The 14,567-nt window shown below is 66.1% G+C and carries 15 protein-coding genes; 6 read left to right on the top strand and 9 right to left on the bottom strand.

Translation table 11 applies throughout. The features are described 5' to 3' along the window. Positions 1–91: 91 nt before the first annotated feature. From ACVI1L_RS15520 to cobS, 4 genes are read right to left on the bottom strand one after another with little or no spacing between them, the layout of a single operon-like run. Entirely contained in the window at positions 92–1,174 is a 1,083-nt protein-coding gene (locus tag ACVI1L_RS15520; RefSeq protein WP_456783228.1) for an esterase-like activity of phytase family protein, read from the bottom strand. A gap of 3 nt (positions 1,175–1,177) precedes the next feature. After that, a complete protein-coding gene (cobT, locus tag ACVI1L_RS15515) occupies positions 1,178–3,076 on the bottom strand; it encodes a cobaltochelatase subunit CobT (protein ID WP_076824816.1) in 1,899 nt (632 codons plus the stop codon). After that, on the bottom strand, positions 3,073–3,483 hold the full coding sequence (locus tag ACVI1L_RS15510) for a GNAT family N-acetyltransferase (RefSeq protein ID WP_028343272.1): 411 nt from the start codon (positions 3,481–3,483) through the stop codon (positions 3,073–3,075). Before ACVI1L_RS15510 ends, cobT begins: the two co-directional genes overlap by 4 nt. A gap of 3 nt (positions 3,484–3,486) precedes the next feature. Continuing rightward, a complete protein-coding gene (cobS, locus tag ACVI1L_RS15505) occupies positions 3,487–4,485 on the bottom strand; it encodes a cobaltochelatase subunit CobS (protein WP_057015539.1) in 999 nt (332 codons plus the stop codon). Positions 4,486–4,777: 292 nt separating this feature from the next. Between cobS and ACVI1L_RS15500 the strand changes: the two genes are divergently transcribed. Further along, the gene (locus tag ACVI1L_RS15500) at positions 4,778–5,440 is read left to right on the top strand and encodes a DedA family protein (RefSeq protein ID WP_057015540.1); all 663 of its coding nucleotides are present in this window, start codon (positions 4,778–4,780) and stop codon (positions 5,438–5,440) included. A 60-nt stretch (positions 5,441–5,500) separates the two neighbouring features. On the opposite strand, the gene ACVI1L_RS15495 is transcribed toward ACVI1L_RS15500, so the two are convergent. Continuing rightward, positions 5,501–6,724: a citrate/2-methylcitrate synthase gene (locus ACVI1L_RS15495; protein WP_057015541.1), complete on the bottom strand. Its 1,224-nt coding sequence runs from the start codon at positions 6,722–6,724 to the stop codon at positions 5,501–5,503. Positions 6,725–6,800: 76 nt separating this feature from the next. Here ACVI1L_RS15495 and ACVI1L_RS15490 point away from each other — a divergent pair, with 76 nt between their 5' ends. Further along, positions 6,801–7,895, top strand: a complete 1,095-nt coding sequence (locus ACVI1L_RS15490; protein WP_456783227.1) for a citrate synthase/methylcitrate synthase — start codon at positions 6,801–6,803, stop codon at positions 7,893–7,895. Positions 7,896–8,226: 331 nt separating this feature from the next. Here ACVI1L_RS15490 and ACVI1L_RS15485 read toward each other — a convergent pair whose 3' ends face one another. Then, positions 8,227–8,865 (bottom strand): J domain-containing protein, encoded by a 639-nt coding sequence (locus tag ACVI1L_RS15485; protein ID WP_028338207.1) that lies wholly within the window; start codon positions 8,863–8,865, stop codon positions 8,227–8,229. Between the two features lie 109 nt (positions 8,866–8,974). On the opposite strand from ACVI1L_RS15485, the gene ACVI1L_RS15480 reads away from it, so the two are divergent. Further along, positions 8,975–9,250: a BolA family protein gene (locus tag ACVI1L_RS15480; RefSeq protein WP_028338206.1), complete on the top strand. Its 276-nt coding sequence runs from the start codon at positions 8,975–8,977 to the stop codon at positions 9,248–9,250. A 118-nt stretch (positions 9,251–9,368) separates the two neighbouring features. After that, positions 9,369–9,818, top strand: a complete 450-nt coding sequence (locus tag ACVI1L_RS15475) for a hypothetical protein (protein WP_456783226.1) — start codon at positions 9,369–9,371, stop codon at positions 9,816–9,818. Positions 9,819–9,994: 176 nt separating this feature from the next. Here ACVI1L_RS15475 and ACVI1L_RS15470 read toward each other — a convergent pair whose 3' ends face one another. The 3 genes from ACVI1L_RS15470 to ACVI1L_RS15460 all read right to left on the bottom strand — a co-directional run bounded on the left by ACVI1L_RS15470 (position 9,995) and on the right by ACVI1L_RS15460 (position 13,193). Then, positions 9,995–11,302, bottom strand: coding sequence for an HlyC/CorC family transporter (locus tag ACVI1L_RS15470; protein ID WP_456783225.1), 1,308 nt, complete (start codon positions 11,300–11,302; stop codon positions 9,995–9,997). Between the two features lie 117 nt (positions 11,303–11,419). Next, the gene (gene aroB / locus ACVI1L_RS15465; RefSeq protein ID WP_057015544.1) at positions 11,420–12,562 is read right to left on the bottom strand and encodes a 3-dehydroquinate synthase; all 1,143 of its coding nucleotides are present in this window, start codon (positions 12,560–12,562) and stop codon (positions 11,420–11,422) included. 10 nt (positions 12,563–12,572) lie between these two features. Then, on the bottom strand, positions 12,573–13,193 hold the full coding sequence (locus tag ACVI1L_RS15460; RefSeq protein WP_076824827.1) for a shikimate kinase: 621 nt from the start codon (positions 13,191–13,193) through the stop codon (positions 12,573–12,575). Between the two features lie 145 nt (positions 13,194–13,338). Between ACVI1L_RS15460 and ACVI1L_RS15455 the strand changes: the two genes are divergently transcribed. Continuing rightward, positions 13,339–13,485, top strand: a complete 147-nt coding sequence (locus tag ACVI1L_RS15455) for a histidine kinase (protein WP_253638074.1) — start codon at positions 13,339–13,341, stop codon at positions 13,483–13,485. A gap of 16 nt (positions 13,486–13,501) precedes the next feature. Further along, positions 13,502–14,485 (top strand): site-specific tyrosine recombinase XerD, encoded by a 984-nt coding sequence (gene xerD / locus ACVI1L_RS15450; protein WP_057015546.1) that lies wholly within the window; start codon positions 13,502–13,504, stop codon positions 14,483–14,485. Positions 14,486–14,567: the final 82 nt, after the last annotated feature.

Below are 14,567 nucleotides of genomic sequence, written 5' to 3'. Positions count from 1 at the left end.
CACCACGGCCGATCACCAACCGTCCGGATGGCCGCGCAGGCCGGGGCGCAGATCAGCAATGTCCTGACGGGGTCCCTCCGGGCCGGCGCCCTCAGTCCACCAGCGTGAACTGCAGCAGCAGGTTGCGCTGGATCAGGGAGAAATTGTCGTCGGAGACCATGGTCAGCACGGTCTCGCCCTCCTCCGTGACATGGGCGTCGATGCCTTCCATATTGTCGATCTCGTTGCCGAGATCGGCATTGAAGATCGCGGGGCCGTCGACCACGGCGCCGGGCGCGATATCGGACAGCGCGAGACGGCGGATGCGGATGCCGACGCCGCCGAACCAGGAGAATTTCCGCTCCAGAATCAACAGACCGCCCGACGGCAGCAGGAGCGCGTCGCTGATATCGAAATTCTCGCTGCGACGGACGCTAAACTGGCCCGGCGTCTTGCCGCCGACCAGGAAGGCGACCAAATTGCCGCTCGCATCGAGCCCGCGTTCCGAGAATGCGATCAGCGTACCGGCAAGCGGCTGGCCTTTCGGCACGAAGACGAGCCCCTCCAGCCCCTTGTTGTTGGGAAGCTTGCGTGCCGCCGGCGGCAGCGCAATCACCTCGCCGCGCGAGCGGGTAAAGCCCTTGGCGAAATCGAAGCGCAGCACCTGGTTGACCCGCTCGAGACCGACATAGGCGAACGAGCCGTCGAGCGCGAGCGATTCCGAATCATACCAGCCGCGGGTCGCGGTGATCGGCCTGCCGTCGGCGCCGAGCAGCGGCGCCGCTTCGACATCCTCGAGCCCGACCATCTCCCGGCCGCGATAGACGATGCGGCCGGTGAACCAGCTGCCCTGGTCGCTGACCGCGATGAAGCGTTCGCCCTTGGCATCGAGCCGTAGCGCGGAGAGGCCGCCGAAGCCGGAGAACGACGAGGTCAGGATCAGGCCGCTGCGATATTCCAGCGCGCCGAACCGCGTGCGCGCGCGGTCGCGGATGTCGAACGACGGCAGCGGCCGCGCGTTGACGTCGATCGAAGCCGGTTCGTTGACCCGGTAGGGGCTCGGCCTCGCAGCCGGCCTCGGCGTCGCCGGCGGCCGGGTCGCGCTCTGCGCCTGCGCAAGACGCGGCAATGCGGCGGCCGACAGCCCCGCCGCCATACCCTGGAGGAAACGGCGGCGGCTAGGGGACGAGCGCATGTCTCACGAGTGGAGGCGGCGCCGGACGCCCGGCGCGGGCGCCGAGCCGTGGGTCTCGCTGAACAGCTCGGCGAGCTTTTCGGTGATGGCGCCGCCAAGCTCTTCGGCGTCCACGATGGTCACGGCGCGGCGATAGTAGCGCGTCACGTCGTGACCGATGCCGATCGCGATCAGCTCGACCGGCGAGCGGGTCTCGATCTCGTCGATGATGTGTCGCAGATGCCGCTCGAGATAGTTGCCGGGATTGACCGACAGCGTGGAGTCGTCGACCGGCGCGCCGTCGGAGATCATCATCAGGATGCGGCGCTGCTCGGGGCGCGCGAGCAGGCGCTTGTGCGCCCAGTCGAGCGCCTCGCCGTCGATGTTCTCCTTGAGCAGGCCCTCGCGCATCATCAGCCCGAGATTTTTCCGCGCGCGACGCCAGGGCGCGTCGGCCGACTTGTAGATGATGTGCCTGAGATCGTTGAGGCGGCCCGGATTGGCCGGCTTGCCGGCCGCGAGCCACGCCTCGCGCGACTGCCCGCCCTTCCAGGCGCGCGTGGTGAAGCCGAGGATCTCGACCTTGACGCCGCACCGCTCCAGCGTGCGCGCCAGAATGTCGGCGCAGGTGGCGGCGACCGTGATCGGGCGGCCGCGCATCGAGCCGGAGTTATCCAGCAGCAGCGTCACCACGGTGTCGCGGAAGGTGGCCTCCTTCTCATGCATGAAGGACAGCGGATGATAGGGATCGGTGACGACGCGCGAAAGCCGCGCTGGATCGAGGATGCCCTCCTCGAGATCGAAATCCCAGGCCCGGTTCTGCTGCGCCATCAGCCGGCGCTGCAAGCGGTTGGCGAGCCGCGCCACGATGCCCTGCAGATGCGCGAGCTGCTTGTCGAGATACGAGCGCAGCCGCTCGAGCTCGTCGTGATCGCAGAGATCTTCGGCGGCGATCACCTCGTCGAACTTCGGCGCGAAGGCGTGATATTCCGGACCGCGCGGCTCGTTCTGTCCGCGCGCATTCGGCCGCGTCGCCTCGCCCGGCGTCTCGTCGTCGCCGAGCTCGCCGTCGTCGAACGTATCAGACGTGGAGGCCTGCGCGCTCTCCATCGCGCTTTCGCTCATCTCTTCCGCTGACGTCTGCGCCTGGTCGGCGCTCATCTCCTGCGCGGCATCGGAGTCGGGCGAGCCCTCGGCGCCGGACTGATCGCTCTCGCCGTCCTGGTTCTCGTCCTGGTCGTCGTCATCGTCCGAATCCATGTTGCGGTCGTCGCCGAGATCGAGCGCCGACAGCAGATCATGGACGAGGTCGCCGAACCTCGCCTGGTCCTCGGTGAAACGGCTGAGCTTGTCGAGCCGCGAGCCGATCTTGTCCTCCAGGGTCGGACGCCAGAGATCGACCATCTTCTTGGCGGCCGCGGGCGGGGCCATGCCGGTGAGACGCTCGCGCACCAGCATCGCCAGCGCATCCGACAGCGGCGCGTCGGCGCGATCAGTGATCTCGTCATACTTGCCGCGATGGAAATGATCGTCGAGCATCGCGGTGAGGTTCTTCGCGACGCCCGCCATCCGCCGCGAGCCGATCGCCTCGACGCGCGCCTGCTCGACCGCCTCGAACACGCCGCGCGCCTGCGGATTACCCGGCATCAGCTTGCGATGCACCTTGGGATCGTGACAGGCGATCTTGAGCGCGATCGAATCGGCGTGGCCGCGCACGATCGCCGCATCGCGCTTGGTCATCTTGCGCGCCGGCTCCGGCAGCCGCGCCTTGCCGGGCGCAAGCCCCGGGCGCTCGGCGGCGAAGGAGACCTCGAGCTCCGGCTTCTTGGCGATCGCCTTCAGGCACGCCGACACCGAGCGCTTGAACGGCTCGGTCGGCGCTTCCTTGGATCCGGGACGGAATTTGATGTTGGAGGTTGTCATAGCGATTTCGTAAACCAATGGCGCGTTACGCCGCCGGGATACCCCTCAATCGAACCGAACTCTTTATATCCGTTGGCGCGGTAGAAGCCCGGCGCCTGGAAGCTCATCGTATCCAGATAGGATCGCGTCGCTCCGAAGCGCCGCGCCTCGTCCTCGATCGCCTTGATCAGCTTCGCGCCAAAGCCCTTGTTGCGAAACTTCTGCTCCATCCAGAACAACTGGATGAACAACACCGCGGTCCAGACCTCGCCGACGATGCCGCCGACAATCTCGTCGCCTTGCCGCAGCGAGATGGCGAAGCGCTTGTACTTCTGCTTCCCCATCTTCTCGTTGTTGTAGTGGAGCAATCCGCCGAGCACCGCTTTCTTCGTCTGTGTGACTGTGCGCTCGACGGAGATTTTCGGCATGGACTAGCTGAGCGCCACGTTGACCGAGGATTCCGGCAGCTCGACGTTGAAGCAGCGCTGGTAGAACTCGGCGACCAGCGGCCGCTCCAATTCGTCACACTTGTTGAGGAAGGTGACGCGGAACGCGAAGCCGATATCGCTGAAGATGTCGGCGTTCTCGGCCCAGGTGATCACCGTGCGCGGGCTCATCACCGTCGACAGGTCGCCATTGGCGAACGCGTTGCGGGTCAGATCCGCAAGCCGCACCATCTTGTTGACGATGTCGCGGCCTTCCTGCGTGCGGTAGTGCTTCGCCTTCGCCAGCACGATCTCCACTTCCTCGTCATGGGCGAGGTAGTTCAGCGTGGTGACGATCGACCAGCGGTCCATCTGGCCCTGGTTGATCTGCTGGGTGCCGTGATAGAGGCCCGAGGTGTCGCCGAGGCCGACCGTGTTGGCGGTCGAGAACAGGCGGAACGCCGGATGCGGCTTGATCACCTTGTTCTGGTCGAGCAGCGTCAGGCGGCCGGAGACTTCCAGCACGCGCTGAATCACGAACATCACGTCCGGGCGGCCGGCGTCGTATTCGTCGAACACCAGCGCGATATTGTGCTGCAGCGCCCAGGGCAGAATGCCGTCGCGGAATTCGGTGACCTGCTTGCCTTCCTTGACCACGATCGCGTCCTTGCCGACGAGGTCGATACGGCTGATGTGGCTGTCGAGGTTAACGCGCACGCAGGGCCAGTTGAGGCGGGCCGCAACCTGCTCGATGTGGGTGGACTTGCCGGTGCCGTGATAGCCGGTGACCATCACGCGGCGGTTCTTGGCAAAGCCCGCGAGGATCGCGAGCGTGGTGGCGCGGTCAAAGCGGTAGTCGCTGTCGACTTCCGGCACATGCGGATCGACTTCGGAATAGGCGGGAACTTCCAGGTCGCTATCGATCCCGAAGACCTGCCGGACCGACACCTTCATGTCGGGCAAGCCGACGGGTTCCTGAGCTTTGGTCTGGACGGCGGTCGTCATTCATCCTCCGAGGTCCCGGGCGTTCCCGAAACCAGATTAATCGTTTGGCTGCGGATGGGGTGCTTCGCATAAGCCTAGCAGAGAGCAACGGTTGGCAGAAGCCCGCGAGCAAATCAAAGTTCCGTTGTTCTATCATAAAGATAGGAGCGAAACTCGGTTTTTGGAAGGCTGCCCTGCAAATCCCGCCGTACTTTTGCCGCAGCACCACGACGGCCGGCCCGGGCCGGGCACTTTTCAGGCCGGCGGGGAGTTGTTAGCTCTCAAATCGATAACACCGCCACATGGGAATTTTGTGACTTCATTCCTTGACCCTTTGATCGCGTTCGTTTCGGCCCATGCCTGGCTTGCCTATCTGACGCTGTTTCTGGCCGCCCTGCTGGAGGCGGTGCCGGTGGTCGGCTCCCTGGTGCCGGGGTCGACCATCATCCTGGCGTTGAGCGCGCTGGTGCCGGGCGGCGAATTGAAGCTGTTGCCGGTGCTCGCCGCGGCGGCCGCCGGCGCGATGCTCGGCGACGGCACCGCCTACCTGATCGGCCACCGCAGCCAGCGCGAGATACTGTCGGCCTGGCCGCTTTCCAACTACCCGCGCGTGGTGGCGCAGAGCGAGGCCTTCTTCAACCGCTGGGGCGTGCTCGCGGTGTTCTTCGCCCGCTTCGTGCCGCCGATCCGCGCCTTCGTGCCGATCACGGCCGGCGCGCTCGGCATGCCGCCGGCGCGCTTCTACGCGGTCAACATCCCCGCGATCCTGCTCTGGGCGCCGGCGCATGTGCTGCCCGGCGTGCTCGCCGTCACCGCGCTGCATGACTATGCCGGCCTGCCGCATCATGGCCATGTCGGCAAGCATCTCTGGATGTTTGCGGTCGCGGGCGGCGCCGTGATCCTGGCGCTGGCCGTCTGGACCATCCGCCGCCGGCACGGCGGCAGCCTGATCGAACCGGCCAAGCCGGCGAAATAATTCCTTTCACTTGCGCATGATCTTCTCGGAAAACCGGTCTCCACTTTTCCGGATCATGCGCTAGATGCTGTTGGTCGTTCCCGCCCGCCCGGGTGCCGGACCGACATAGCGCGCGCGAGGCCTGATCAACTTGCCGAGCTGAAGCTGCTCGCTGGCATGCGCGATCCAGCCGACGCTGCGCGCCATCGCGAACAGCGCAAGCTCGCTGCCCGCGGGCATCCGCAGCGCATGCACCAGCACCGCCAGCGCGTAATCGATGTTGACGAATTCGCCCGTTGCCTCCGCGATCCGCTCCGGCACTTCCCTGGTGAATTTGCGCGGCGCGCCGGCCCGCGTCAGCGCCTCGAGCAGCGAGATCGCGCGCGGATCGCCCTTCTTGTAGACGCCGTGCCCGAAGCCGGCGAAACGTTCGCCAAGCGCGACCCGCTCACGAACCACCGGCGCAACGTCATTGTCGAGCATCGTCTTGACGAGGCGCGAGGCGAGCACGCCGGCACCGCCATGCATCGGTCCCTTCAGCGCGACGAGACCCGCAATGACAGCGTCGTACAGATTGAGCCCGGTCGATGCCGCGCAGCGTGCGGTGAAGGTCGACGCATTCAGTTCGTGATCGGCGAGCAGCACCAGCGCGCGGCGGATCAGGTCGGGCGCGTGCTTGTTGCCTGGCGTCCAAACCTGCGCCACCTGCTCGTGCAGCGGCTCGTTCGATGGCGCAGCGTTCAGCATGGTCGCGACCAGCAGCCGCAGGATGCGGCCGCCGACCATGGCGCGGCCGTCGGGCGCGCGCGTGAAGGCGCCGGGATCGGCACTTGCCGCCAGCGCCAGCACTGCCACCGTGCGGTCGATCGGCTGGGCGCGGCGCGCGGCCTCAGCGATCGCGCGCATTTCGTCCGAGAGGTGCGGGCAATTGTCCGGCGCGAACGGATCGACGCCGGTGACATCCCACAGCAGCGTCGCGGTGTGCTCCAGCGTGTCGCGCTCGGCGAGCTCGACGCAGTTCACGCCGCGATAGATCGGGCCTTGCTCGGTGATGGTTGCGATCGCCGAATCCATCACCGGCAGGTCGGCGTCGAAATTACGGAAGCCCCGCGGCTCCGGCGACGGCACGCGGCGCTCCTTCAACCCCCTGATGTCCTCGGCGCGGTAGCGGTGGCTGCGCGAATCCGGCGACGGCTCGGAGCGGATTAGCCCGCGGCTGACATAAGCGTAGAGGGTCGCCGGCGAGATCGCGAGCTCGGCGGCGGCTTCGCGAGCGGAGAGGTAAAGCTCGGCGGATTTTTTCATATTGATTTATATAATCAAGATTGATCAACTCGTCGAGAGGCCCGACCTTGAAGGGGTGAAGCAAGGAGATCAGGCCATGAATATGCACCTCACCAAGAGCCAGATCGGTCTGGACGGCGTTCCTGCCGCCGAGACCGTGTTGAGCCATGTCGACGGCGAGCGCGGCGAATTGATCATCGCCGGCGAGCACGTCGCCGACCTCGCGGGCAAGTCGAGCTTCGAGGGCGTCACGGCGCGGCTGTGGAACGGCGCCACCGGCAAGTCGCTGAGTGAAGCCAATGTCCGCGCCAGCCTCGGCGCCGCCCGCGAACGCGCCTTCGCCCGCCTGCCGGACCTGCTGCCGGCGACGCGCGGCATGTCGATCGTCGACGGCTTCCGGGCCGCGATCGCAGGCCTCCGCGGCGAGAACGGGCTGGAGCACGAGGCGACCATCGTCGGCGCCTTCCCGGTGATCGCGGGCGCCCTGGTCCAACACGCCAAGGGACACGACCCGATCGCGCCGGACCCGAATGCCGGCCACGCCGCCGACACGCTGCGGATGCTGCTGGGCCGCAAGGTCGAGCCGCGCGAGGTGGCAGCGCTCGACGCCTATCTCGTCACCGTCTGCGACCACGGCATGAATGCGTCGACCTTCACCACACGGGTGATCGCCTCGACGCAGGCCGACCTGTTCGCGGCGATCACCGGCGGCTATTGCGCGCTGACCGGCCCGCTGCATGGCGGCGCACCTGAGCCGGTGCTCGAAATGCTGGACGCGATCGGCACACGCGAGCGCATCAAGCCCTGGGTTGACGGCGCGCTGGCGCACGGCGAACGGCTGATGGGATTTGGTCACCGCGTCTATCGCGTGCGCGACCCGCGCGCCGACGTGCTGAAGGTCGCGATCGAGCGCCTCGAGGCCAGTGGTGCCGACCTGCCATTTGCCGGCGAGGTCGAGGCTTACATCCGCGAGGCGCTGCGGAAAAAGAATCCGGAGCGGCCGCTCGAGACCAATGTCGAGTTCTTCACCGCGATCCTGCTCGACGGGCTGGAAATCCCGCGGCAGGCGTTCACGCCGATCTTTGCCACCGCGCGCGCCGCCGGCTGGACCGCGCACGCCCTGGAGCAGCGGCGCACCGGGCGCCTGATCCGGCCGAGCTCGTCCTATGTCGGGACGGTGCCGAAGGGGTGAGGGCTAACCACGAACCGTAGCCCGAATGGAGCCAACGGGTCGCGCGAACGCGCGCCCGATGGCAGGCTCCGCGAAATCCGGGAACGGTCTTGCCACGGATCGAGGGGTCCCGGATTGCGCTGCGCTTCATCCGGGCTACAAAACTGCACCGTTGGACGATGGCGGAGCCACACACTCCGCCGTCGTCCCGGCGAAGGCCGGGACCCACACGCCGCGGCCCATCGATGGGGCAATCGGGCAGACATCTTGTGCAAACGATAACGGCCGGTGGTTATGGGCCCCTGCTCCCGTGCGCAACTGCGCACTAGGCAGGGGCGACGGAGGCAAGACTTCAGGCCTCGCGCACCACGGTCTTCAGATAATTGTACGCCTTGATAATCTCGATCAGGCGATCCTCGGTGGAGCGGTCGCCGCCATTGGCGTCGGGATGGTGCTGCTTGACCAGCGCCTTGTACTTCGACTTGACGTCTTCGAGCGTCGCCTCGGCCCCGAGCCCCATCACCTGCAGCGCCTTGCGCTCGGCGTTCATGACCTTGCGGGTCTCGGGCTTGGGCTCCGCGCCACCCGGTCCGGGGCGCCAGCGGCCGCGGCCGTTGAGCTCGGAGAACACGTGGAACGGATCGGAGGCGGCATCGAGACCGCTCTCGCCCTTCTTGCCGTTGTTGGCGCCCATCTTCCAGGTCGGACGGTGGCCGGTCAGCGCGTCCTTCTGGTAGCGCGCGACGTCGTCAGGATTCATACCCTGGAAGAAATTGTAGGACTGGTTGTATTCACGGACGTGGTCGAGACAGAAGTGCCAATACTCGCGTGAATTCTCGCGGCCTTTCGGGGCGCGATGCGCGCCTTTGTTCTGGCAACCCGCCCACTCGCAGGTCACGGCCTGCTCGCCGGCCTGCGCCTGGCGCTTCGCACTGACCTTGGTCGGCTTGATGCGAATGGAGTCGAAGAATTTTGATGAATCGATCGGCATGTTCTCTTTGACTACGCAATGCACAAATCTTCAAGTCTTGACATTGCGCGGACCTCGTTTCCCGCTTGCACCATTGACGAAAAGCTGTCGCGAACCTAACTCCGCCGCCATGAGCACCAAAGACGCTATCATAAACAAGTTGCGTGAAGCTTTCTTGCCGGAAAGCCTCGACGTCGTCGACGAGTCACATCTGCATGAGGGCCACGCCGGCCACAGGCCAGGCGGGGAGACGCACTTTCGGGTATATATTGTGTCTCCGGCCTTCGAAGGGAAGAGCCGGATCGAACGCCATCGCATGATAAATGCGACGCTGGCGCAGGAACTCGCCGGCTCGGTGCATGCGCTGGCGATCCACGCCCACGGCCCCGGGGAAAAGCCGCGCTAGTTCGCGCTTGCCTCAAGACGAAGCGGTGGTTTTCCTCTATGAGAACAGGATGGACCTGCTCCATAGGTGAGCAGGTGAAACTACGGATTGCACCGCCACGCATGATATGGGGCCATTGATGATCCGTTGCTGGCCACGTTTCCGGTCGATCGTCACCGCCGCCGGCCTGCTCCTGATATGCGCGATGCGCCCGGCCTCGGCGCTGGACATGCCGAGCCCGTTCGTCCAGGAGGTTCTGATCAAGAGCATCCTGGTCTCGCTCAACGATGCGGTGGCGGCGAACAATTTCACCGTGTTCCACGCCAAGATCTCAAAGCCGTTCCGCGACCAGTTTCCACCCGACAAGCTCAAGACCATCTTCAAGGATCTGGTCGACAAGCACGCGGTGTTCGACGCCGTAGTCGCCAAGCCGATCGTTCTCGACGAGGACGCCAAGATCGACGACAAGGGCGTGCTGCGGCTGAAGGGTCATTTCGACACCACGCCCAAGCAGGTGAAGTATCAGCTCGGCTTCATCCCTTCCGACGGCGCCTGGAAGCTGTCGGGCATCTCGATCGATATCGAGTAGGTCCACGCCGCTGCCTGATCCGTCATCCCCGCGCAAAGGCTGCGCCTTTGTCGCTGGAGGAGCCGCGAAGCGGCGTCTCGAAGGATGCACGGCCACCGGCCGGGCCGTCGACCCTTCGAGACGCGCGCGATGCGCGCTCCTCGGGGTGACGGTGCTAGGAGACTGGCCAACTCGAACTAGAACGCCGTCCCCGCCCGCTTCGGCTTCTTCTCCTCCAACTCGGTCTCGCGCGGGACGGCGACGATGCGCAGCGCGGTGATGCGGTTGCGCTCGCGGCGGAGCACGCGGAAGCGGAAGCCGTGGAAGGTGAAGCTCTGGCCGCGCTCCGGGATCGAGCGCGCCTCGTGGATCACGAGGCCGGCGACCGTGGTCGCCTCCTCGTCCGGCAGGCGCCAGTCCATCGCGCGGTTGAGATCGCGGATCGGCACCGAGCCGTCGACCACCACGGATCCGTCCAGCTGCGCCCGCACGCCGGCGACCACGACGTCATGCTCGTCGGAGATATCGCCGACGATCTCCTCCAGGATGTCCTCCAGCGTCACCATGCCTTCGACCTCGCCATACTCGTCGACCACGAGGGCGAAGTGGGTCTTGCGGCGGCGGAACGCCTTCAACTGTTCGGAGACCGGGCGCATCTCCGGCACGAACCAGGGCGGCAGCGCGATCGCGGAGGCATCGATCGCCGACATGTCACCCTCGTTGGCGCGCATCGCGCGCAGCAGGTCCTTGGCGTGGAGCACGCCGACGATGTTCTCCGGCTTCTCCCGCCACAGCGGGATGCGGGTGTATTCGCTCGCCAGCACCTCGCGCACCAGTTCCTCGGGCGGCAGGTCGGCGTTGACCATGGTCATCTCGGTGCGATGGACCATGACGTCGGAGACCTGCAGTTCGCTGAGATCCAGCAACCCGCCGAGCATGTCGCGATCCTGCTTCTCGACCTTGCCCTCGTGATGCAACAGATCGACCGCACCGCGCAGACGTTCGGTCGGCGACAGCACCGCCTGATGCGCCCCGACCTTGATGCCGAGCAGCTTCATCAGCGCCAGCACGATGGTCTCGATGATGGTGAGCAGCGGCCCCAGCACGAAGATCGTCAGCCGCATCGGCCGCGCGACCAAAAGCGAGATGCGGTCGGGCGCGTTGATCGCGATGGTCTTGGGCAGCACCTCGGCGAACACCACGACCATCACGGTCATGACAGCGGTGGCATAGAGCACGCCGACATCGCCGAACCAGGCGGTGAACACGCCGGTCGCCAGCGCCGAGGCGCCGATATTGGCGATGTTGTTGCCGAGCAGCAGCGCGCCGATCATGCGCTCGCGCATGTTGACCAGCTTGGAGACCACGCCGGCATCGGTGTTGCCCTGCTTCGACAGCCGCAGCATGCTGGCGCGCGAGGCGCCGGTCAGCGCCGTCTCACTCGCCGCGAAAAACGCCGAGATGAACAGGCAGAGCAGCACGATCGAGAAGGTGAACCATCCCACTGAACTGATCCGTGGCTAGAGCATGATCCGGAAAAGTGTGCAGCGGTTTTCCGAAAGGATCATGCTCAAATCAAAAAGATAGAGCGGGATGACGATCCGAAGGAGAGACATCCCGGTCTAGGCCTTCAGCTTGGCTTGCAGGAAGTCGCGCACCGGCTGCGGCTCGACATTGTTGGCGATCACGGCGCGGCCCACGGCCTCCAGCAGGATGAAGGTGAGCTTGCCGCGCTTGACCTTCTTGTCCTGCGCCATCAGCGCCAGCAGCGCGTCGGCGTCGGCAAGGCCTTCCTGCGCGAAGCCTGCGATATCCTGCAGGCGCGTCGGCAATCCGACCGCGGACAGATGACGCGCGATGCGCCCCGCATCGTCGGACGAAATCATGCCGAGCTGCGCCGAGAATTCCGCGGCGAGCACCATGCCGACCGCGACGCCCTCGCCGTGGAACAGCCGGTCGGAGAAGCCGGTTGCGGCTTCCAGTGCATGGCCGAAGGTATGGCCGAGATTGAGCAGCGCCCGCTCGCCGGTCTCGCGCTCGTCGCGCGAGACGACGCCCGCCTTGGCGCGGCAGGAGGTTGCGATCGCGTGCTCGCGCCCGGCGCCGCCGGCGAAGATGTCGGTGTGGTTCTTCTCGAGCCAGGCGAAGAAGGCCTCGTCGCCGAGGATGCCGTATTTCGCGACCTCGGCGTAGCCGGCGCGGAACTGGCGCGGCGACAGCGTGTCGAGCACCGAGGTGTCGGCGATGACCAGCACCGGCTGGTGGAATGCGCCGATCAGGTTCTTGCCCTGCGGCGAGTTGATGCCGGTCTTGCCGCCGACGGAGGAATCGACCTGCGCCAGCAGCGAGGTCGGCACCTGCACGAAATCGACGCCGCGGCGCAGGATCGCGGCCGCGAAGCCGGCGAGATCGCCGACCACGCCGCCGCCGAGCGCGATCACGAGGTCATTGCGCTCGATCTTCGCCGCGATCAGCGCCTCGCTGACCTCGGTCAGCGTGGCATAGCTCTTCGAGCCCTCGCCCTCCTCGACGACGATCCGCGACGTCGGCACCCCCGCGGCGGCGAGCGACGCCTCGGTCGGCTCCAGCCAGTGCTTGGCGACGGTGCGGTCGGTGACGATGGCGGTACGCACGCCGGGCCGCAGCGCCGCGACACGCTCGCCGAGCGACTGCAGCACGTCGCGGCCGATCACGATGTCATAGGCGCGGTCGCCGAGCGCGACGTCGACGGTAACTGAGGCGGAATGTTTCAAGGGCGCAGTCATGAGGTCGCGTTCAATCCATCACAGGTGGTTGCTCGTCGGCCGGACGCGCACCGCACAGATGCGCATGCAGGGCCTCGAGGCATTCGTCGACGATGCGGTCGTGCGGCACGTCGCGCGAGGCAATCGTCAAATCGGCGGTGCCGTAGACCGGCTCGCGCTCGCTGAGCAGGCGGTTGACGGTCGCCTCCGGGTCGGGGGTGTGCAACAGCGGACGATCGGCGCGGCGGCGCACCCGGCGCATGATGATATCACTGTCGGCCTTGAGCCAGATCGAGATCGCGCGGTCGCGGATCCGGTTGCGGGTCTCCTCGCGCATGAAGGCGCCGCCGCCGGTCGCCAGCACGACCGGGCCATTGCCGAGGATACGGGCGATCACCCGCGCCTCGCCGTCGCGGAAATACGGCTCGCCCTTGCTCTCGAAGATCTCCGGGATCGTCATGTCCGCCGCCGCCTCGATCTCGGTGTCGGCATCGGTGAACGGCAGCTTGAGTCGCGCCGCCACCCGCCGGCCGATGGTCGACTTGCCGGCCCCCATCATGCCGACCAGCACGATCGACCGCGTCCCCAGCGCGGCCGCGATGTCGGCCTCCAGGGTCGGGTGGGTGGGCGCCGGTACGGCTGCGTCGGACATCAAAAAGCTCGGATATTGGGACGAATTGTTCAGAATTCGAGCCACCTATACTACCCCCGGCGACACCCTTACCAGCGACTCTTGCAACCGCGCGGGGAACATGTTGGATGATTTCATTGGTTAATTCGCCGCCCGAGTCGCCTCCATGCCCAGCCTGTTCCGCTTCCTGACGGTCGTCGCCGTGATTTTCGGGATCGGCTACGGCATCGTCTTCGCGCTGGCGAATTTCGTGCACCCGAAACCGCGGGAAATGACGGTGACCATCTCACCGGATAAGTTCCTCAAGAAATAGACGCTATGATTCCGGCATGCCCGCTGCTGCCAAAAATCCCGCCAAGACCCTCGCCAAGTCCTCCGACGCCAGACTGACCGCGTTGTTCCTCGACATGCTCGCCGCGGAACAGGGCGCCGGCGCCAACACGCTCGACGCCTACCGGCGCGACCTCACCGATTTCTCCGACTACCTCGCCCATGCCGGCGCCGATTTCACCAGCGCCGACACCGAGACGCTGCGTGGCTACCTCGCCGACCTCGATGTCAGAGGCTTCAAGTCGACCAGCGTGGCGCGGCGGCTGTCGGCGATGCGGCATCTCTACCGTTTCCTGCTCAATGAGCGGGTCCGCACCGACGATCCGGCCGCGATCCTGTCCGGCCCGAAGCGCGGCCGCGGCCTGCCCAAGGTGCTGTCGATCGCCGATGTCGACCGCATGCTGACCCGCGCCAAGGAACTGACCCAGACCGACGTCTCGCCGGCGCAGCGGCTGCGCGCGCTGCGGCTGTATTGCCTGCTCGAGGTGCTCTACGCCACCGGCCTGCGCGTCTCCGAGCTGGTGTCGCTACCGGTCTCGGCGGCGCGGCGCGATGCGCGGATGATCGTGGTGCGCGGCAAGGGCAACAAGGAGCGGCTGGTGCCGCTGAACGACGCCTCGCGCCAGGCGATGGCAGACTATCTCGCAGCGCTGGAGGTGATGCAGCCGAAGGCGAAGAAGGCCGCGCCGGCGAAATGGCTGTTTCCGTCCTCCGGCGAGAGCGGCCATCTGACCCGGCAGCATTTCGCCCGCGATCTGAAGGAGCTCGCGAGCGCCTCCGGCCTTGCGCCGCGGCTGGTCTCCCCGCACGTGCTGCGTCATGCGTTTGCCAGCCATCTGCTGCACAATGGCGCGGACCTGCGCATCGTGCAGACCCTGCTCGGCCACACCGACATCTCGACCACCCAGATCTACACCCATGTGGTCGAGGAGCGGCTGAAGAGCCTGGTCCGCGACCTGCACCCGTTGGCGGAGAAGTCCTAGGGATCCGAAGCCCAGAGACCTCGATACCTTCATCTGATCCGCCTTGACTTCCGCTTCGTCTCCGCAGAAAGAGCGTCACTTG

The sequence above is a fragment of the Bradyrhizobium sp. USDA 4516 genome (genome assembly GCF_054055915.1).
Note: the sequence above shows the minus strand (reverse complement) of the source record. Positions and strands in the feature narration are given on the sequence as shown.